The organism is Corynebacterium sp. Marseille-P3884 (genome assembly GCF_017942225.1).
GTDB lineage: Bacteria > Actinomycetota > Actinomycetes > Mycobacteriales > Mycobacteriaceae > Corynebacterium.
Genome location: NZ_JAGKSD010000012.1, coordinates 32,584 through 50,210, shown reverse-complemented (window position 1 = coordinate 50,210; position 17,627 = coordinate 32,584). Strand labels below are relative to the sequence as shown.

The window sequence follows — 17,627 nt, the reverse complement described above, 5'->3', positions numbered from 1 at the left end:
AGGTGTCTAGACCGCTGCGTTCGGCGCATCGGCGTGCGCGAACAGCCCCGGCAGGGTGCCCGCCCACGCGGTGCGCAGCGCCTGCATGCCGACGGACTGACCGGCGCCGGGGGTGCCCTCAGCAAAGGTGATCTCGCCGCTCATATTCGTCGTGCCGATCACGGCAGCCGGGATGCCGAGCTCGACAGCGTCGGCGACAACGCGGTCGACGCGGTCGGAGCTGCACGCCACGAGCGCGCGGGAGGCGGACTCGGAGAACAGCGCGGTGAACGCGTCCTCGTGAACAGCCGAAAGGTCGAGTTCAGCCCCCTTCTCAGTGTCCTTGAGCATCTCGAACACCGCCTGGCCGAGGCCGCCCTCAGACAGGTCGTGCGCGGCGGTGAGTCCGGCAGACGCACCGGAAGATTCCGCAGGTGCGTCTGCCGAGCCGCAGAAGAAGTCCGCGAGCTTCGCCTCATTAGCCAGGTCGACCTGCGGCGGAAGGCCCGCAAGCCCCGCGCCGGAGATGTCCTGCCAGACGGAGCCGCCGAATTCGTCGCGCGTCTCGCCGAGGAGAACGAGCACATCGGGGTCCTCGTTGTTGACCACGCGGTGGCTCACGGAGTCCGCGACATCGTCGATGACGCCGAGCACACCGACCACAGGCGTGGGCAGAATCGGGGTCTCGCCCGTCTGGTTGTAGAACGAGACATTGCCGCCGGAAACGGGAATATTCAGCTCACGGGAGCCGTCGGCAAGTCCGTGCACAGCTTCGCGGAACTGCCACATCACGTCGGGGTTCTCCGGGGAGCCGAAATTCAGGCAGTTGGTCACCGCGACAGGGCGGGCACCGGTCACTGCGACATTGCGGTAGGCCTCAGCCAGAGCGAGGCGCGCGCCCATATTCGGGTCCAGGTACGTGTAGCGGCCGGATGCGTCGGCGGAGACGGACACGCCGCGGCCGGAGGTTTCGTCGATACGCAAAACGCCCGAATCCGCATGACGCGCCTGAACGGTGTTGCCGCGCACGTAGCGGTCGTACTGCTCCGTGATCCAGTCGCGCGAGCACAGCGCGGGGGACGCGACGAGCTTAAGCCACGCATCAGCGACATCCGCAGGCTTATCGACGTCCACCGCTTCCTGCACCCCGTCCTGCCACTCCGGGCGCTCCCACGGGCGCTCGTAGACCGGTGCTTCATCCGCGATGGTCGACGGCGGGGCATCGAGAACAATCTCGCCATTGTGCTCGATGACCAGACGGTCGTTTTCTGCGGTGACCTCGCCGATCTCTGCGCAGTTGACGTCCCACTTGGCGCAGATTTCCTTGAATTTCTCGACGTTTTCCGGAGCCACGACAGCGCACATGCGCTCCTGGGACTCGGAGGCGAGGATCTCCGCGGCGGACATATTCTCCGCGCGCAGCGGGACGGCGTCGAGGTTGACGCGCATGCCGCCGTCGCCAGCTGCCGCCAGCTCGGACGTCGCGCACGCCAGACCCGCGCCGCCGAGGTCCTGGATGCCGACGACGACATTGGCGCCGTAGAGCTCCAGGCAGCACTCGATGAGGACCTTCTCCGCGAACGGGTCGCCGACCTGAACTGCGGGCAGCTTGCGCTCCGCGCCCTCCTCGAAGGTCTCGGACGCCAGGACGGACACGCCGCCGATGCCGTCAAGACCCGTGCGGGAACCGAAGAGCATGACCTTATTGCCCGTGCCGGATGCGAATGCGAGCTTCAAGTCCTCGACCTTCAGCGTGCCCACGCACAGCGCGTTGACCAGTGGGTTGCCCGCGTAGGTGGCATCAAACGAGGTCTCGCCGCCGATATTCGGCAGACCGAGCGAGTTGCCGTAGCCACCGATGCCCGCGACGACGCCAGGCAGGACGCGCTTGGTGTCGTCCGCGTCAGCCGGACCGAAACGCAACTGGTCCATCACGGCGATCGGGCGCGCGCCCATGGCCATGATGTCGCGGACAATGCCGCCGACACCGGTCGCCGCACCCTGGTACGGCTCCACGTAGGAGGGGTGGTTGTGCGACTCGACGCGGAACGTCACCGCGTCTCCGCCGCCGATGTCCACCACGCCGGCATTCTCACCGATGCCAGCGAGAATCTTCGAGGCCATCTCCTCAGTCATGGTCTCGCCGAAATAGCGCAGGTGCACCTTCGAGGACTTGTAGGAGCAGTGCTCCGACCACATTACCGAGTAGACCGTCAGCTCCGCGTCCGTCGGGCGGCGGCCCAGAATCTCGCGGATGCGGGCGTACTCGTCGTCCTTCAGACCCAGCGCGGCATACGGCTGTTCCTGCTCTGGCGTCGCTTTCGCGGCCTCGACGGTGTCATTGTGCACGAGCGGGTTCTTTTCCTGTTCGCTCACGCGAATCACGCTCCGATCTTCGAGATTTCGGCGATGGCGGACTGGATCAGCCCCAGACCATCGGTGGACGGCCCGGTGAGCAGGTCAATGGCGTGCTCCGGGTGCGGCATGAGCCCCACGACACGGCGGTTCTCGCTAGTCACGCCAGCGATGCCGTTCATGGAGCCATTGAAATTATCGGTGTAACGGAAGACCACGCGACCTTCCGCTTCAAGCTTCTCGACGGTCCCCTGCTCCGCCTGGAACCTGCCCTCCCCGTGCTTTGCCGGCACGAGAATCTTCTGCCCTTCCTCGAATTCGCTCGTCCACGCCGTCTCGGCGTTGGCGACTTCGAGATAGGTGTCGGTGCAGTGAAAGTGCAGGCCCTTGTTACGGGTCAGCGCGCCCGGCAGCAGTCCTGCTTCCGTGAGGATCTGGAAGCCGTTGCAGATGCCCAGCACCGGCATGCCCTTGCCAGCGGCTTCCACGACGGCTGTCATCATCGGCGCCATCGCCGCGATCGCGCCGGAGCGCAGGTAGTCCCCGTAGGAGAAACCGCCCGGGACGATGACGGCATCAACGCCGGTCAAGTCCTCGTCCGCATGCCAAAGAGACTTCAGCTCCGCCCCGGCGAGGCGGACGGCGCGCAGCGCATCAACGTCGTCAAGCGTGCCGGGGAATGTGATTACCCCGATGGTCGCTGCCATCTTTTACGCCTCCTCTTCGCGCACGATGACGAAGTCCTCGATCACGGTGTTGGTCAGCAGCGTCTCAGCGACGCGCTGCAACTCCTCGTCCGTGACCGAATCGGCGACCTCCAATTCGAAGCGCTTGCCTTGGCGAACATCCGTCACCCCGTTCACCCCGATGCGCCCCAGCGCTCGGTGCACAGCCTGTCCTTGCGGATCCAGAATTTCGGCCTTGGGCATGACATTTACAACGACTCGTGCCATGAGAATCCTTCACAGTCTTGACGGTCTGAAGACGCCCGTCAGTATATCGGACCGCCCAACCACTCCCCCTCCCCGCGGCGACCTTCGCGCATCGCCCGCTACCCCTGCTGCGCGTTGAAAACAGTTTTCATTACTGGTTAGATGTCCTCTATGCAGAAGCGTCATCTTCACCGTCCGGCCACCGTCGTCGCAGCAGCACTACTTGTCGGAGCCAGCCTGAGCGCCTGCTCCTCCGACAGCGCGGACACCTCCGCCACCGGCACGGACACCGCCGACTCCTCCGACATCCTGGCCACCACCCCAGTGTGGGCTGATGTCGCGGCAGCCGTCACCGACAACGACGTCGAAGCCGTGATCAACGGCACCGACATCGACCCCCACCACTTCGAGCCTTCCGCCAAGGACCTTGCCCGCGTCCGCGAAGCCGGCACCCTCGTCGCCAACGGCGGCCCCTACGACGCCAGCCTCTACACCGTCGCCGAGCAAGACCGCATCATTCACGCCGTCCCCCTCGTGAGCAAAGAAGAGGCCGAGGCCCACAAGCATGCCCACGAGCACGGCGAGGAGGGTCACGAAGGCCATGATCATGAGGGCCACGACCATGACGGCCACGATCACGGCCACTCCCACGGCATCCCCGACGATCCGAACGAGCTCGAGCACGCCTGGTTCTCGCCCGAAAAGGTGAAGGAAGTCGCGGCCGCGGTGAAGGAGAAGGTCGGGGGGTCGACGGAGGACGTCGATAAGCGAATGGGCGCGGTGGAAGAGCAGCTCGCGGCGCTGCCGCACACGCACATCGCGATGACCGAGTCGATCGCGGCACCGCTCGTGTGGGGTACGGAGCTGCACGACATCACCCCGGAGGGCTACATGAAGGCCGCGATCAACGAGGCTGAGCCGTCCGTGCAGGATGTCGCCGCGTTCGTCGAGGAGATCGAGGCCGGCCACGTCGACGTGCTCATCGTGAACCCACAGAGCACCAACAGCGCGACCGAGCAGCTGGCCAACGCCGCGCGAGAGAACAACGTCCCCATCGTGGAGATGCGCGAGACCCCGCCGGAGGGCGTGAACTTCCTCGACTACTTCGACCAGGTCGTCGACGAGCTCGTGGAAACCGTGGGTTCCGTGCCGCACGACGGTGAAGAGCACATGCACGGCGAGGACGCCGCTTAACGACGCTCCCTGCCGCCCGCGGCTACCGCCCTCGCGAACGGTAACAATCCAACGGTAACAATGCTCCAAAACCTCCGTCTATGTCCCTGATCTAGGACATGAGGCGGCAGGGTTACCGTTGAATTGTTACCGTTCGCCTTTCCGGCGAACGTTGATGCCGCCCCCGCGCCTTTCGGCCCCAGCATTGAAATCGATTTTCAGCAGTGGTTTGATCAGACAGTGACTTCTACCGAACCCCGCGTCCCCGCCGTACTCGAGTTGCGTGGCGCCGCCGTCGATCCGCTGTGGTCCGGGCTCGACCTGACGGTGGGGCGTGGGGAATTCATCGCGGTGCTCGGCCCGAACGGCGTGGGCAAATCGACCTTGCTGCGCGCGATTATGGGCACGCGCAAGCTGTCGTCGGGCACAGTGCGGGCAGCTGACCGGATCGGTTTCATTCCGCAGCAGCACATGTTCCCCGCGGACCTGCCCATCCGTGGCCGCGACCTCGTCTCGCTCGCCTGCGCGCACGGCATCGCGCGCCGCCGCCCGCCCGCAGGAAAAGTCGACGAGCTTCTAAGCCGCGTCGGCGCCACGCATTTCGCGGACCAGCGCGCGGGCCTCATGTCCGGCGGCCAGCAGCAACTCATCCGCCAAGCGCAAGCATTGGCCAGCGAGCCGGAGCTCGTGCTTGCCGACGAACCCCTCCTCTCCCTCGACCTTGCCCGCGAAAGGGACACCGTCGACAGGCTGGCTGGTCTCGACGCCGGTGTGCTGTGCGTGACGCACTCGATCAACCCGTTTCTGTCGGTGGTCGACCGGGTTCTTTACCTCGGCCCGGAAGGACATGTGGTGGGGACTGTCGACGAGGTGATGCGCTCGGATGTTTTGAGCGAGCTCTACGGCACCCACGTCGAGGTCGTCGAGGCGAACGGAAGGATGGTGGTCCTGTGAGTGAATCGCTCGCAACGGCCTGGGACACGACGCAGTATCTGCTCGGCCTCGACTTCGTGCAGGTCACGCTCGTCGCATGCGCGCTCCTCGGGCTGCTATCAGGCGTGATGGCGCCGCTGATCGTGGTGCGACAGATGTCGTTCTCCGTTCACGCGACCTCCGAGCTCGCCCTGATGGGTGCTGCGGCTGCCTTGCTGTTCGGCCTCAATGTCGGCATCGGCGCGGTCGCCGGCGCGGTGATCGCGGCGGTCGTTCTCGCGGCACTCGGGTTCCGCGGGCAGCAGGACTCGGCAGTCGGCGTGGTGATGAGCTTCGGCATGGGTTTATCCGTGCTGTTCATCCACCTCTACCCCGGCAATTCCAACCGGGCGCTGGCGCTACTGACGGGCCAGATCGTGGGCATTTCGGGCCAGAATCTGTGGCTGCTCGCTGGCACGACAGCGCTCGTCGCAGTCGCTGTGGCAGTTCTGTGGCGGCCGCTGCTTTTCGCCTCCGCCGACCCAGTCATGGCGGCCGCCGCCGGGGTCAATGTCCGCGCGATGTCCATTCTCTTCGCGGTGCTCGTGGGCATCGCATCGGCCCAGTCAGTGCAGATCGTCGGCGCGCTGCTGGTGATGTCGCTGCTGATCACGCCCGGCGCGGCTGCCACTCAAATCACTGCCAGCCCGGTGCGCGCTGTCGTCTGGGCAGTCGTGTTCGCTGAGGTCTCCGCGGTCGGCGGCATGATTCTTTCCCTGGCTCCAGGCGTGCCGGTGAGCGTGTTCGTCGCGTTCATCTCTTTCGGCATCTACCTGGTGTGCCGCGTGATCGGCGGACTGCAGCGCCGCCGCGTGGGCGGAACGCGCTAGAGATCCCGGTAGTTCACCGGCTTCAGGCCCTCGCCAGCCGCGGCGACGGCGGCGGCGACGAAATCATCGCGGACCTTCTTCTTCGACAGGTTCCTGCCGGAGACGGAAAGACGGACGGTGTTTCCGCGTTTGGCGCTGCGGACAGCGGCGTCGATGATATTCCGGCGCCACCACCCGGCAGCACCGAAGCCCTCGCCGACGGAGAGGTTGCGCGAATAGACGATCTGACCGGTCCGCAGGAAGTGAATGCCCTGGGTGGACGCTGCGAGGCGGAAGTCGAATTTCTGCAGGGCTTCCAGCGTGCCGTCGGACATGCGCCAGCGCGGCGGGGCGAAGGTATCGAGCTCGAAGCCGAGCTTTTCCATTTGCCGGGTCGCGCCTTTCAGACGCAGTTTCGCCTCGTGGGCTTCCAGGTTGGCGAATTCCGCGCGGCGGCCTTGGACAGGCTGGTCAAAGCCATTGAGGATCAGGCCGCGGCCGCCATCCATCTGCTCTTTGAGCCAGCCACGGGTCTTGTCGTCCTTGGCCAGGTGCCACTTCTTGTCGATGTGCGGCGCGACCAGCAGAGAGACCGGAATCGACTCGCGCTCGAGGTCGCTGACGAGCTTCTGCACATCCTTGCGTGTCTCATCGAAAATCGAGGAAACGGAGACGAGCAAGTGACGGGACATGGCCTACATCTTACTTCTAGGGCATAGCGCCCGCTCGGCGAGCTACCCCACCGCGCCCGCTGTATGCAGCGTCCACGCGTACTCGAACGCGGTCTGCTTCCACTTCGCGTAACGGCCTGAGACACCGCCATGGCCAGCAGCCATCTCGGTCTTGAGCAGGAATTGTCCGCCGGTCGCTGTCGCGCGCAGCTTCGCGATCCACTTCGCGGGCTCGACATACAGCACACGGGTGTCGTTGATACTGGTGACAGCGAGAATATTCGGGTAATCCTTCGCTTCGACATTCTCGTACGGCGCATACGTGGCCATGTAGTCGTAGACCTCGGGGTCGTGGTACGGGTCGCCCCATTCCTCCCATTCGCCGACAGTCAGCGGGAGTTCCGGTTTCAAAATCGAGGTCAGCGGGTCGACGAACGGCACGATCGCCTGGATGCCGGCGAATTTCTCAGGCGCGAGATTCGCCACAGCCCCCATGAGCAGGCCACCGGCGGACCCGCCCTCGGCGACGAGCATTTCTGGGGTGGTGAGGCCAGCGTCGATAAGCGTATCGGCGCAGGCCACGAAGTCGCTGAACGTATTCTTCTTCGTCAGCATCTTGCCGTTGTCGTACCACAGGCGCCCCATCTCGCCGCCGCCGCGCACGTGCGCGCACACCCACACCATGCCGCGGTCGAGCAAGCTCAGCCGCGCCACCGAGAAGCCAGGATCCGTCGACGCTTCGTAGGAGCCGTACCCGTAGAGCAAGCAAGGAGCAGGCTTATCGACGTCCACATCTGCCCTCCTCACCACCGACATCGGCACCTTGGTCCCGTCATCGGCCGTGGCCCACATGCGCTCGGCGACGTAGTCTTCCGGGTTGTAGCCGCCGCGGACTTCCTGCTCCTTGAGCAGTGTGAGCTCGCCGGTGGCGACGCGGTAGTCGAGCACCTGCGCCGGCTGGGTGAATGAGGTGTAGCTGATGCGCACCACCGGTGCATCCCACTCCGGGTTGCCGGCAAGCCCTGCAGTGTAGAGCTCCTCGTCGAATTCCAGCTCACGGAAGTCGCCGAACTCGCCTTCCGTCAGGTCGGCGACGGCGAGGCGGCCGATCCCGCCGCGTCGATAAGCTGCGAAAATGAAGTCGCGGTAGGAATCCGTGCCCTCGATGCGCACCTCGTCGCTGTGCGGCATGAGCTCCGTCAGCTCGCGCAGCGGCGGAAGCTCCGCGCCTGCCGCGCAGACGCCCACCGAGGAATTCGGGCCGTGCGCGTTGTGGGTGACAACCCACCGTTCTTCTTCCTTGCCGTCCTGCTCGAGGACGGCAACGTCCACGTTGTACTCCACGCCCGGCTCGCGAGGCCAAAGCACCTCGAATTCACCCTCTGGGTCATCCATGGGCAGCACTCGGTACTCAGTGGTCAGCGACGACGCGGAGACGATGAAGATGTAGCGCTCGGAACGGTCCGCTGCCACGCCGACACCGAATTTCTCGTCGGTCTCTTCGTAAACGAGCACGTCATCTGCGGCATCAGTGCCCAGCTTGTGGCGCCACACCTGGTGCGGGCGCCACGCATCGTCGACACGGATATAGAAGATGTGGTCCTCACCGGCCCAGGTGGCGCCGTAGAAGACACCGGGGATCTCGTCGTCAAGCAATTGCTCCGTCTCGAGATCCTTGACCTTGAGATCGAAGCGCTCGTCGCCGCGGATGTCCGTGGAAAACGCGAGGTAACGGCCCGACGTGCTTACGCTCGACGCGCCCACCGAGAAGAACTCGTGCCCCTTAGCGAGCGCATTGAAATCGAGCAAAACCTGCTCGCCCGGCAACCCGGAACCATCCTCGGGCAGCGTCGGCGGCACCCACGGATCACTCCCGTCCGCGACGGGCACGCGGCAGCTGATGCCGTAGCTCTTGCCCTCCTCCGTGCGGCCGTAGTACCACCAGTCGCCCTGGCGTTGCGGGACGGACATATCCGTCTCCTTCACACGCGACTTGATCTCGTTGTAAATCGCGTCCGTCAGGCCGTCGAGGTGCGCCGTCTGCTGCTTCGTGTAGGCATTCTCCGCCTCGAGATACGCGAGCGTTTCCGGCGACTCTTTGTCGCGCAACCACTCGTAATCATCCACGAACTTACGGCCGTGGAACGTGCGCGTGATCGGGTGCTTCGCTGCTACAGGTGCTGTGGGCGTTTCACTCATGCCCACCGATGGTAGCGCCCGCGCGCTTAAGCGAACTTACGGCCCGACAGACGCTCGTACGCCTCGATGTAGCGGTCGCGCGTGGCCTCCACGACAGAGCCCGGAAGCTCCGGCGGCGGCGTCCCCTCCTTCGGATCCCAACCCGACTTCGGGCCTGTGAGCCAATTGCGCACGAACTGCTTGTCGAAGCTCGGCTGGCTCTTGCCCTCCTCATACGAATCCGCAGGCCAGTAGCGCGACGAATCCGGCGTCAACACCTCATCCGCGAGCACCAGCGTGCCGTCTTTGTCCAAACCGAACTCGAGCTTCGTGTCCGCCAGGATGATCCCGCGCGACTCCGCGTATTCCGCGGCGCGCGAGTAGATTTCCAGCGTCGTTGCGCGCATCTTCTCCGCGAGCTCCTCGCCGACATGCTTGACGACGTACTCAAACCGCACATTCTCATCGTGCTCCCCCTGCTCCGCCTTCGTGGCAGGGGTGAAAACCGGCTCCGGCAACTTCGACGCTTCCCGCAGCCCTTCTGGCAGGGTGACACCGCATACCGCGCCGTTGCTGTCGTATTCCTTCCTGCCCGAGCCCGTCAGGTAGCCGCGGGCCACGCACTCGAACGGGATCATCTCGAGCTTCTTCACCACGAAGGCGGAGCCGAGGACCTCCTCCGGGATCCGCTCATCGTCGAGCGGGCCTGCGAGGTGGTTCGGGAACTCGTCGAGCAGATCGAAGAAGAACTCACTGGTGTAGGTGAGAATCTTGCCCTTGTCCGGGATCTCCGGCTCAAGTGCGTAATCGAATGCGGAAATGCGGTCGGTGGCCACCATCAGCAAGGTGTCGTCGTCGATCCCGTAGATCTCACGGACCTTGCCGGCGGAAAGATGGTTGTAGTCAGAAAGCTCTGGACGCATGCGTGCGATGTTACGCGCCCGGCTACAGGATCTCTCCTGGAGTGTAGCCAGCAGCCTCCGGATACTTATTCGCCCAGGTCTGAATGCGCGCCAAGACATTGTCCACCTGCGACTCCGCCGCGCCGATGAATGCGTGGCGGTCCTCGAGTGCCGCTTGCAGCTGCTCCTGGTCGAGCGGCAGACGGTCGTCGCCCGCGAGACGCTGCACCAGGTTCTGCTCTGCACCGTTCTCTCGCATGTCTAGCGCCATCGCCACGGCGTGCTCCTTGATCACCTCGTGCGCCGTCTCGCGGCCGACGCCTGCGCGGACGCTGGCCATGAGGATGCGCGTGGTGGCCAAGAACGGCAGGTAGCGGTCCAGTTCGCGGTTGATCATCGCCGGGAACGCACCGAATTCCGCGAGCACCGTGAGGAATGTCTCCATCATGCCGTCGATGGCGAAGAACGCATCCGGCAGCGCGACACGACGCACCACGGAGCAGAACACGTCGCCCTCATTCCACTGCTGGCCGGAAAGATCTCCCACCATGGTGAGGTAGCCGCGCAGAATCACCTGGAAGCCGCCGACGCGCTCGCAGGATCGGGCGTTCATCTTGTGCGGCATCGCGGACGAGCCGACCTGGCCTTCCTTGAAGCCCTCCGTCACGGTCTCGTTGCCGGCCATCAGGCGGATCGTGGTGGCGAGGCTCGACGGGCCAGCACCCAGCTGCACCAGGGCGGACACCGCGTCGAAGTCGAGTGAGCGCGGGTAGATCTGGCCCACCGAATCGAAGATGCGCTCAAAGCCCAAGTGCTGCGCGATGGCCTGCTCCAGCTGATTCAGCTTCGCCTCATCCCCGCCGACCAGGTCGAGCATGTCCTGCGCCGTGCCCATCGGGCCCTTGATGCCGCGCAGTGGGTAGCGGCCCAGCAGGTCCTCGATGCGGTCGAGGGCCACCAGCATCTCGTCGGCGGCCGACGCGAAACGCTTGCCCAGCGTCGTCGCCTGCGCTGCCACGTTGTGGGAGCGGCCCGCCATGACCAGCGAGCGGTATTCGCCCGCCCGGTTGCCGATGGCGTTGAGCACCGCAACCGCGCGACCCCGCACCAGCTCGAGCGAGCGGTAGATCTGCAGCTGCTCGACATTCTCGGTCAGGTCGCGGCTGGTCATCCCCTTATGGATGTGCTCGTGGCCCGCCAGCGCGTTGAACTCCTCGATGCGCGCCTTCACGTCGTGGCGGGTCACCCGCTCGCGTTCGGCAATGGAGTCCAGATCCACCTGGTCCACGACCTGCTCGTAGGCCGCGATCGCCTCCTCCGGGATATCGATGCCCAAATCACGCTGCGCGCGCATCACCGCGATCCAGAGCTGGCGCTCCAGGATGATCTTGTGCTCCGCGCTCCACAGCGTCGCCATTTCGGCCGACGCGTAGCGGTTGGACAGGACATTCGCATTACGGGGTTTCATGTCAGTCACGCGCCCCATTATCGCACGTCGTCCCGGGGACGGGGCTGGGGCTTCCGGGGGCCGCTGGATCTAGATTGACTTCGCGCCGCTCTCCCCGGCAAAACCCCAGGTCAATTTTTGTTGCCGCGGTGAATTTGTCGTCTGAATCCAGACCCCTCGCTGCCCTTGTCCGGGTGCACGTGCCGTCGGCCTGAAACCGCGGCCCGGATGCGGAGCTAGCCGCCTACCGAGATCTGGCCGTCGATCGCCGGGCGGGCGATATCGCGGCGGTAGAAGGACCCGGCCAGGTCAATCCGCTCAATGGTCTCGTATGCCGAGGACACCGCCTCTTCCAAGCTCGCGCCGGTTCCGATGACGTTGAGGACGCGGCCGCCGGCAGACACGTAGCCGGTGCCTTCGCTAGAGGTACCGGCGTGGAGTACGTGGGCGGGGTCGTCGAGAAGCTCGCCTTCTGCGGTGATCGCGTCGCCCTTGCGCGGGCTGGCCGGGTAACCCTCAGCGGCAAGCACCACGGTGACGGCGAAACCGTCCTGCCAGTCCAGCGGCTCGATCTCGTGGAGCGTGCCGGTGGCGGTGGCGTAGAGGACCTCGGCGAGCGGGGTGTTGAGCAGCGCGAGAACAGCCTGCGTCTCCGGGTCCCCGAAGCGGGCATTGAACTCTACCACGGCCGGGCCTTCTGCACCCCACGCCAGACCGGCGTACAGCAGACCGGAATACGGGGTACCGCGGCGGACCATCTCGGCGGCGACGGGAGCGACGACCTCGTCGACAATGCGCTGCACACCATTCTCCGGCAACCACGGCAGCGGCGTGTAGGCGCCCATACCGCCGGTGTTAGGGCCTTCGTCGTTGTCGTAAGCGCGCTTGTGGTCTTGCGCGGGCAGCAGGGGCACGACGGTCTCGCCGTCGACGAGGCAGAACAGAGAGACTTCGGGGCCTTCCAGGAAGGACTCGAAAAGCACGGGGTTGCCTGCCGCCAGTACCGACTCCGCGTGCTCACGCGCGGCGGCGCGGTCCGGAGTGACCACGACGCCCTTGCCGCCGGCCAGACCGTCGTCTTTGACCACGTACGTGGGGCCGAAAGCGTCAAGAGCGGCATCGATGTCCGCGGCGTCCGTCACCTGCCGGGCATCGGCGGTGCGCACACCAGCCGCAGCCATGACGTCCTTCGCGAACGCCTTGGATCCCTCGAGCGCCGCAGCCGCCTTCGACGGGCCGAACACGGCGATGCCGGCCTCACGCAGGGCGTCGGCGACGCCTGCGACGAGCGGCTGCTCCGGTCCGATGACCACGAGATCCGCCCCGATTTCACGAGCCAGCGCCACCGTAGCGGCCCCGTCGGTCACGTCCAGCGCGTGCTGCGTAGCCAGACCCGCGATACCGGCGTTGCCCGGCGCGACGTGCAGCTCGTGCTCACCCGCGCCAGCGCCAGCCGCACCAGCATTGCCGTTCAGTGCATGGACTAGGGCGTGTTCGCGGCCGCCCGAACCGATCACAAGGATGCGCATGCGGCCCATAGTATCGCTACCCTTGGCGGGCATGAGCACAGTCTTCACCAAGATCATCAACGGGGAGATCCCCGGCCGCTTCATCTACCGCGACGAGACCGTCGCCGCATTTTTGACCATCGAGCCAGTCGCGTACGGCCACACCCTCGTGGTTCCGGTCGCCGAGGTGGACAAGTGGACGGACCTCGAGCCGGAGATCTGGCTGCACGCCAACGAGGTCGCGCAGGAGATCGGCAATGCCGTGATCAAGGCATTCGGCTCGCATCGCGCCGGCTACCTCATTGCAGGGTTCGAGGTCCCGCACGCGCACATTCACGTCTTCCCCGCCAACGACATGTCGGGCTACAGCCTGCAGAACATCATGCGTGTCGACGACACCGACCCGGCAGAGATGGACGCCGCCGCCGAGAAGCTCCGCGCAGAGCTCGGCACCGGCGAAGACGGCCGCCGCAGCTAGGCCTCGCTCGACGGCTCCTCAGCGCTGCTGTTCCCGGCGGCGCTCTCCAGGCGCGGGAGGCTGACGGTGAATTTGGAGCCTTCGCCAAGCACGGATCGCACCGTGATCGCGCCACCGTGCTGCTCGACGATGGATTTGGTGATCGCAAGGCCCAGCCCAGAGCCGCCGGAACTCTTCGAGCGATTGCGCGAGGAGTCGGCGCGGTAGAAGCGCTCGAAGATATGGTCGGCATCCTCGGGGGCCAAGCCGCAGCCGTTGTCGGTGACGTCGATGTAGACATTGTCGAGGTATTCGCGGATGGTGATCTTCACGGCAGCGTCCTCACCGGCATGCTTGAAAGCGTTGGTGACCAGGTTGATCAGCACCTGGTGGAGGCGGTCAGGATCGCCAGAGACCACGGGAATATCGGCGGCGGCGTTCTCGACTTCAAGGGTCCGCCCGGGGAATGCGGCGTGCGCGGAGCTACTCACGGACAGCACGAGTTCGAGGACGTCGACGGTGCGCATCTCGAGGCGGGAGCCTTCGGCGCGAGTGAGCGCCAGCAGATCTTCGACGAGGAGTTTCATGCGCGCAGATTCTTCGTCGATCTTGCTCAAGACCATGTCGGCGTCGTCGGTCGCGCCGGCGCGGTACAGCTCGGTGTAGCCGCGGACACTGGTCAGCGGCGTGCGCAGCTCATGGGACGCGTCGCCGACGAAACGGCGCATCTGCTCCTCTTTCGCGCGGGATTCATCAAGCGTCTCTTGCAGCTGGCTGACCATCGTGTTCATCGCGTACGACAGGCGCCCGAATTCGGTATCACGCGGCCACGCGGGGGCACGGGAATCAATATTTCCGTCGGCGATCGCCAAAGCGGTGTACTCCAGATCCTTCAGCGGCAGCAACGCACGGCGCACAAAGAAGGTTCCGGCAACGCCCATCATCGCCAAAACAAGCAAGCTTATCGACGCCAACACCGCCGCCAGCGACTCCAGCATCCCGCTCTCCTGCTCGAGCGACTTGGCCACCACAGTCGATGTTCCATCGGGAGCCTGAATAGCAATGACCCGGAATTTCAGGCCTTCCTTCTGGTCGATGATGCACTCCGCGCCGACGGTCCGGGGGCGGCGGTCGAAAACCAGCTCAGACAGCCGCGGATAGCACCCGCCGATATTGTCGATGCGCGGAGGATGCCCCGGCACAGCCGTCATGAGAATGAACTGACTGGGCAAATACGTATCCGGGGAGGATTTGCGGATCTCGGGGCTTAGAGCCCACGTCGTCAAGCCTCTGCGGAGATCCTTGTCCACCCGCTCGTACGTCTGGTCCCGGGTGAGCCCCCACACCGCGACCGACATGCCCGTCAACCCCAGCCCCGAGATCACCATGAGAATGATCAACAACCGTGTGCGCACACGCAACGTGGGCACACGGTTCCTGACCAAGCGGCTGAGCTTCGCCGGAGCTGGCTCCAATCTCGGCGACGCCATTATTGGCGCGGAGTACGCAGCACGTAGCCCACGCCGCGGACGGTGTGAATCAGCGGCGTATCACCCGTGTCCACCTTGCGGCGCAGGTACGAGATATAAGACTCCACGACGTTGCCGTCGCCGCCGAAATCGTAGTGCCACACGTTGTCCAAAATCTTCGCCTTGGACAGCACCACCTCGGCGTTCAGCATCAAGTAGCGGAGGAGATTGAACTCCGTCGGCGACAGCTCGACGATCTGGCCGTCCTTGGTGACCTCATGCGTTTCGTCGTTAAGCGTCAAATCTGCGTAACGGATCGTCGCATCTTCCGTCTCCCCCTCGGCGACATTGCCGCGGCGCAGAATGACGCGCAGACGCGTGATGACTTCCTCGAGCGAGAACGGCTTCGTCACATAATCATCCGCGCCGATGGTCAGGCCGTGGATCCGGTCCTCCACCCCGTCCTTCGCGGTGAGGAACAGCACCGGCGCGTCGAGGCCTTCGCCGCGCAGCTTGCCCAGCAGCTCGAAACCGTCCATCCCCGGCATCATCACATCGAGGATGTAGGCGTCCGGCTTCAGCTCGCGCGCCATCTTCAGCGCCTCCTGGCCGGACTCCGCAGCCTCAACATCGAAACCCTGGAATTTCAGGGACACCGTGAGCAGCTCGACAATATTCGGCTCATCATCGACAACGAGCACCTTGACGTTTTGCGGAGTAGGCGTATCAGCCATGGCAGTCTCTTTCTTCGTTGAATGTGGTGGCACGCTTCCCAAAAGCACGCCACGCGTGAATGACCTATTTAACAATCGGAGACTGAACGTTTCCTGAATGCCGACTGTACCTCTGTTTCGGCTTGCCGGGGGAGTTCCTCCGACATTAGCTAGCACCGCCGCCACCCTCGCCCGCCAACGTGAAACCCCAGCCAGACAACGAGCCTGACCGGGGTTCCCTTTGAGCTGGAGACGAGACTTGAACTCGCAACCTACGGTTTACAAGACCGTTGCGCTACCGATTGCGCCACTCCAGCACTGCGCGAGATTCTACAAGCAGATCTGCCCTGTCCACAAAAGGGGCCTTTCCTCGCGCCACACAGCACGGGCGGATAGTGTGACGGTGTGGCACCGCTGTTCAAGAGTATGCGTGAGTCGATGCGCACCGATAACCCGGTCGCGACCATCGACCAGGCGCGCACGTCTCCGCCGCCTTCAGTCCTGGCGCCTGTCGATCTGACAGACCCCACCCAGGTCGCGGCTGTGATGACGATCGGCGCGCGCGTCGGCGAGATCCTCATTGCCAATGGCACGACCAGTTCGGATGCGAAGGCGCAGATTCACGCCGTCACGTCCTCGTACGGTCTGCACTACTGCCATGTGGACATCACGATGAACACGATCACGATCAATTCCGTGATCGGCACCGTACGCAAGCAGCCGGTGAACGTGTTCCGTGTGGTCACGGACATGTCGGAAAATTTCTCCAAGCTCCAGGAGGTCGACCGCCTGATCCGCTCCATCCGTGCGGGTGCGACGCCGCCGGAAATCGCGGAGAAGATTCTCGACGAGCTCGATGCTGCTGCTCCGCCGTACCCGAAGTGGGTGTCCATTGCCGGTTGGGCGATCATGGGTGCGTCCATCGCGATTCTGCTCGGCGGCGACCTGCTCATGTCGGTTCTGGGCGCCGTGACCGCATCGTTGATCACCGTGATCAATGCGTGGATGGGCAAAAACGAGCTGCCGTATTTTTACCACTGCGTCGTCGGCGGCTTCATGGCCACGGTTCCGGCTGCGGTGTTCTATTCGTTGGCATCCCGCGCTGGCACCACGATCGTGCCCAGCCAGGTCATCGCCACCGGCATTATCGTCCTGCTGGCCGGTTTGACGCTGGTCCAGTCGCTTCAGGACGGTGTGACCGGCTCCCCCGTCACCGCCAGCGGCCGCTTCTTCCAGGCGGTGTTGTTCACCGGCGCGATCATCGCCGGCGTGGCCGGCGGCATCCAGATCGCCGACTTATTCGGTGCTGGCCTTCCCCCGATTGAGACGCAACCGCCGACCCCGACGTACGGCTCCGCCATCGTGCGCAGCCTCGGCGGCGTGTTCGCCGCAGCTGGTTTCGCTCTGGCGGTGTATGCGGAGGTCCCCGCCATCATCGCGACTGCCGCGACCGCCTTCTTCGGCGGCTTTACTTACTACGCGGTGCTGATCCCCTTCGGGTCCGGCCGCCTGTTCGCCACCGCTCTGTGCGCGATCATGGTCGGTCTCGCCGGTGGTTTGATTGCCCGCCGCTACTTGATCGCCCCTTTGATCGTGGAAGTCGCCGGCGTCACTCCCTTCCTGCCGGGTTCCGGCGTGTACCGCGGCATGTACGCCCTGCTCAACGACCAAACCGTGCTGGGCCTGAACAATATCTTCATCGCCGTGAGCACCTGCATGGCCCTCGCCGGCGGCGTGGTCCTCGGCGAGTGGATCGCCCGCCGCATCCGCCGTCCGCAGATGTTCAACCCCTACAACGCCTTCCGCGCCGCGGGCCGCATCACCTTCCAGCAGATCCGCCGCGCGGAGCAAGCGGCAATGCGTCGCCGCGCCGAGCAGATCGCCCGCAACCAGGCGAAGAAAGAATTGGCTAAAAAGCAGGCTCCGCAAAAGCCCGCCAAGAAGCATCCGAAGAAGCCCGTGCCCAAGATGCACATGCCGATCAAAAATCCCCTGGCGAAGAAGCACCCGAAGCAGAACCCGGCCACCCCGCCCAGCACAGGCGGCGATGGCGTAGAATAAA

15 protein-coding genes and 1 tRNA gene are annotated in these 17,627 nt (G+C 64.7%); 5 read left to right on the top strand and 11 right to left on the bottom strand.

The annotated features are described in order from the left end of the window. Nucleotides 1-6: 6 nt before the first annotated feature. The 3 genes from purL to purS are packed head-to-tail and all read right to left on the bottom strand — an operon-like array spanning nt 7 to nt 3,287. Nucleotides 7-2,355 (bottom strand): phosphoribosylformylglycinamidine synthase subunit PurL, encoded by a 2,349-nt coding sequence (gene purL, locus J5Y21_RS08305; protein ID WP_349236975.1) that lies wholly within the window; start codon nt 2,353-2,355, stop codon nt 7-9. A gap of 5 nt (nt 2,356-2,360) precedes the next feature. Then, nucleotides 2,361-3,041, bottom strand: coding sequence for a phosphoribosylformylglycinamidine synthase subunit PurQ (gene purQ / locus J5Y21_RS08300; RefSeq protein ID WP_210574372.1), 681 nt, complete (start codon nt 3,039-3,041; stop codon nt 2,361-2,363). A 3-nt stretch (nt 3,042-3,044) separates the two neighbouring features. Next, nucleotides 3,045-3,287 carry a phosphoribosylformylglycinamidine synthase subunit PurS gene (gene purS, locus J5Y21_RS08295; protein WP_210574370.1) on the bottom strand — a complete coding sequence of 81 codons (243 nt, stop codon included), beginning with the start codon at nt 3,285-3,287 and terminating at the stop codon, nt 3,045-3,047. Between the two features lie 150 nt (nt 3,288-3,437). Between purS and J5Y21_RS08290 the strand changes: the two genes are divergently transcribed. From J5Y21_RS08290 to J5Y21_RS08280, 3 genes are all read left to right on the top strand, one after another. After that, a complete protein-coding gene (locus tag J5Y21_RS08290; RefSeq protein ID WP_210574368.1) occupies nt 3,438-4,460 on the top strand; it encodes a zinc ABC transporter substrate-binding protein in 1,023 nt (340 codons plus the stop codon). A gap of 219 nt (nt 4,461-4,679) precedes the next feature. After that, nucleotides 4,680-5,393: a metal ABC transporter ATP-binding protein gene (locus J5Y21_RS08285; protein WP_210574366.1), complete on the top strand. Its 714-nt coding sequence runs from the start codon at nt 4,680-4,682 to the stop codon at nt 5,391-5,393. Further along, nucleotides 5,390-6,241: a metal ABC transporter permease gene (locus J5Y21_RS08280; RefSeq protein ID WP_210574364.1), complete on the top strand. Its 852-nt coding sequence runs from the start codon at nt 5,390-5,392 to the stop codon at nt 6,239-6,241. The genes J5Y21_RS08285 and J5Y21_RS08280 overlap by 4 nt, the downstream gene beginning before the upstream one ends. On the opposite strand, the gene J5Y21_RS08275 is transcribed toward J5Y21_RS08280, so the two are convergent. The 5 genes from J5Y21_RS08275 to purD form a co-directional block, all read right to left on the bottom strand. Then, nucleotides 6,238-6,912 carry a DUF2334 domain-containing protein gene (locus J5Y21_RS08275; RefSeq protein WP_210574362.1) on the bottom strand — a complete coding sequence of 225 codons (675 nt, stop codon included), beginning with the start codon at nt 6,910-6,912 and terminating at the stop codon, nt 6,238-6,240. The two genes, J5Y21_RS08280 and J5Y21_RS08275, sit on opposite strands and share 4 nt — an antisense overlap. Before the next feature lie 42 nt (nt 6,913-6,954). Then, a complete protein-coding gene (locus J5Y21_RS08270; protein WP_210574360.1) occupies nt 6,955-9,090 on the bottom strand; it encodes a S9 family peptidase in 2,136 nt (711 codons plus the stop codon). 26 nt (nt 9,091-9,116) lie between these two features. Then, the gene (locus J5Y21_RS08265) at nt 9,117-9,992 is read right to left on the bottom strand and encodes a phosphoribosylaminoimidazolesuccinocarboxamide synthase (protein ID WP_210574358.1); all 876 of its coding nucleotides are present in this window, start codon (nt 9,990-9,992) and stop codon (nt 9,117-9,119) included. A gap of 22 nt (nt 9,993-10,014) precedes the next feature. After that, entirely contained in the window at nt 10,015-11,457 is a 1,443-nt protein-coding gene (purB, locus tag J5Y21_RS08260) for an adenylosuccinate lyase (RefSeq protein ID WP_210574356.1), read from the bottom strand. A 197-nt stretch (nt 11,458-11,654) separates the two neighbouring features. Then, nucleotides 11,655-12,947: a phosphoribosylamine--glycine ligase gene (purD, locus tag J5Y21_RS08255; protein WP_210574354.1), complete on the bottom strand. Its 1,293-nt coding sequence runs from the start codon at nt 12,945-12,947 to the stop codon at nt 11,655-11,657. Nucleotides 12,948-12,978: 31 nt separating this feature from the next. Between purD and J5Y21_RS08250 the strand changes: the two genes are divergently transcribed. Beyond that, complete coding sequence (locus J5Y21_RS08250) at nt 12,979-13,404, top strand: HIT family protein (protein ID WP_210574353.1); 426 nt, start codon at nt 12,979-12,981, stop codon at nt 13,402-13,404. Here the strand turns inward: J5Y21_RS08250 and J5Y21_RS08245 are convergent. The 3 genes from J5Y21_RS08245 to J5Y21_RS08235 all read right to left on the bottom strand — a co-directional run bounded on the left by J5Y21_RS08245 (nt 13,401) and on the right by J5Y21_RS08235 (nt 15,882). Further along, complete coding sequence (locus tag J5Y21_RS08245; protein ID WP_210574352.1) at nt 13,401-14,873, bottom strand: sensor histidine kinase; 1,473 nt, start codon at nt 14,871-14,873, stop codon at nt 13,401-13,403. The genes J5Y21_RS08250 and J5Y21_RS08245 overlap by 4 nt on opposite strands. Next, nucleotides 14,873-15,586, bottom strand: a complete 714-nt coding sequence (locus J5Y21_RS08240; protein WP_210574351.1) for a response regulator transcription factor — start codon at nt 15,584-15,586, stop codon at nt 14,873-14,875. Before J5Y21_RS08240 ends, J5Y21_RS08245 begins: the two co-directional genes overlap by 1 nt. A 223-nt stretch (nt 15,587-15,809) precedes the next feature. Continuing rightward, a tRNA-Thr gene (locus J5Y21_RS08235) sits at nt 15,810-15,882 on the bottom strand. A 121-nt stretch (nt 15,883-16,003) separates the two neighbouring features. On the opposite strand from J5Y21_RS08235, the gene J5Y21_RS08230 reads away from it, so the two are divergent. Further along, nucleotides 16,004-17,626: a threonine/serine exporter family protein gene (locus tag J5Y21_RS08230; protein ID WP_246875089.1), complete on the top strand. Its 1,623-nt coding sequence runs from the start codon at nt 16,004-16,006 to the stop codon at nt 17,624-17,626. The last annotated feature ends 1 nt before the right edge of the window (nt 17,627 follow it).

What these genes read in the sequence shown, in the direction of transcription:
- purQ (WP_210574372.1), bottom strand. Translation starts at nt 3,041, where the DNA reads ATGGCAGCGACCATCGGGGTAATCACATTCCCCGGCACGCTTGACGAC.
- purS (WP_210574370.1), bottom strand. Translation starts at nt 3,287, where the DNA reads ATGGCACGAGTCGTTGTAAATGTCATGCCCAAGGCCGAAATTCTGGAT.
- J5Y21_RS08290 (WP_210574368.1), top strand. Translation starts at nt 3,438, where the DNA reads ATGCAGAAGCGTCATCTTCACCGTCCGGCCACCGTCGTCGCAGCAGCA.
- J5Y21_RS08275 (WP_210574362.1), bottom strand. Translation starts at nt 6,912, where the DNA reads ATGTCCCGTCACTTGCTCGTCTCCGTTTCCTCGATTTTCGATGAGACA.
- J5Y21_RS08270 (WP_210574360.1), bottom strand. Translation starts at nt 9,090, where the DNA reads ATGAGTGAAACGCCCACAGCACCTGTAGCAGCGAAGCACCCGATCACG.
- J5Y21_RS08265 (WP_210574358.1), bottom strand. Translation starts at nt 9,992, where the DNA reads ATGCGTCCAGAGCTTTCTGACTACAACCATCTTTCCGCCGGCAAGGTC.
- purB (WP_210574356.1), bottom strand. Translation starts at nt 11,457, where the DNA reads ATGGGGCGCGTGACTGACATGAAACCCCGTAATGCGAATGTCCTGTCC.
- purD (WP_210574354.1), bottom strand. Translation starts at nt 12,947, where the DNA reads ATGCGCATCCTTGTGATCGGTTCGGGCGGCCGCGAACACGCCCTAGTC.
- J5Y21_RS08250 (WP_210574353.1), top strand. Translation starts at nt 12,979, where the DNA reads ATGAGCACAGTCTTCACCAAGATCATCAACGGGGAGATCCCCGGCCGC.
- J5Y21_RS08245 (WP_210574352.1), bottom strand. Translation starts at nt 14,873, where the DNA reads ATGGCGTCGCCGAGATTGGAGCCAGCTCCGGCGAAGCTCAGCCGCTTG.
- J5Y21_RS08240 (WP_210574351.1), bottom strand. Translation starts at nt 15,586, where the DNA reads ATGGCTGATACGCCTACTCCGCAAAACGTCAAGGTGCTCGTTGTCGAT.
- J5Y21_RS08230 (WP_246875089.1), top strand. Translation starts at nt 16,004, where the DNA reads ATGCGCACCGATAACCCGGTCGCGACCATCGACCAGGCGCGCACGTCT.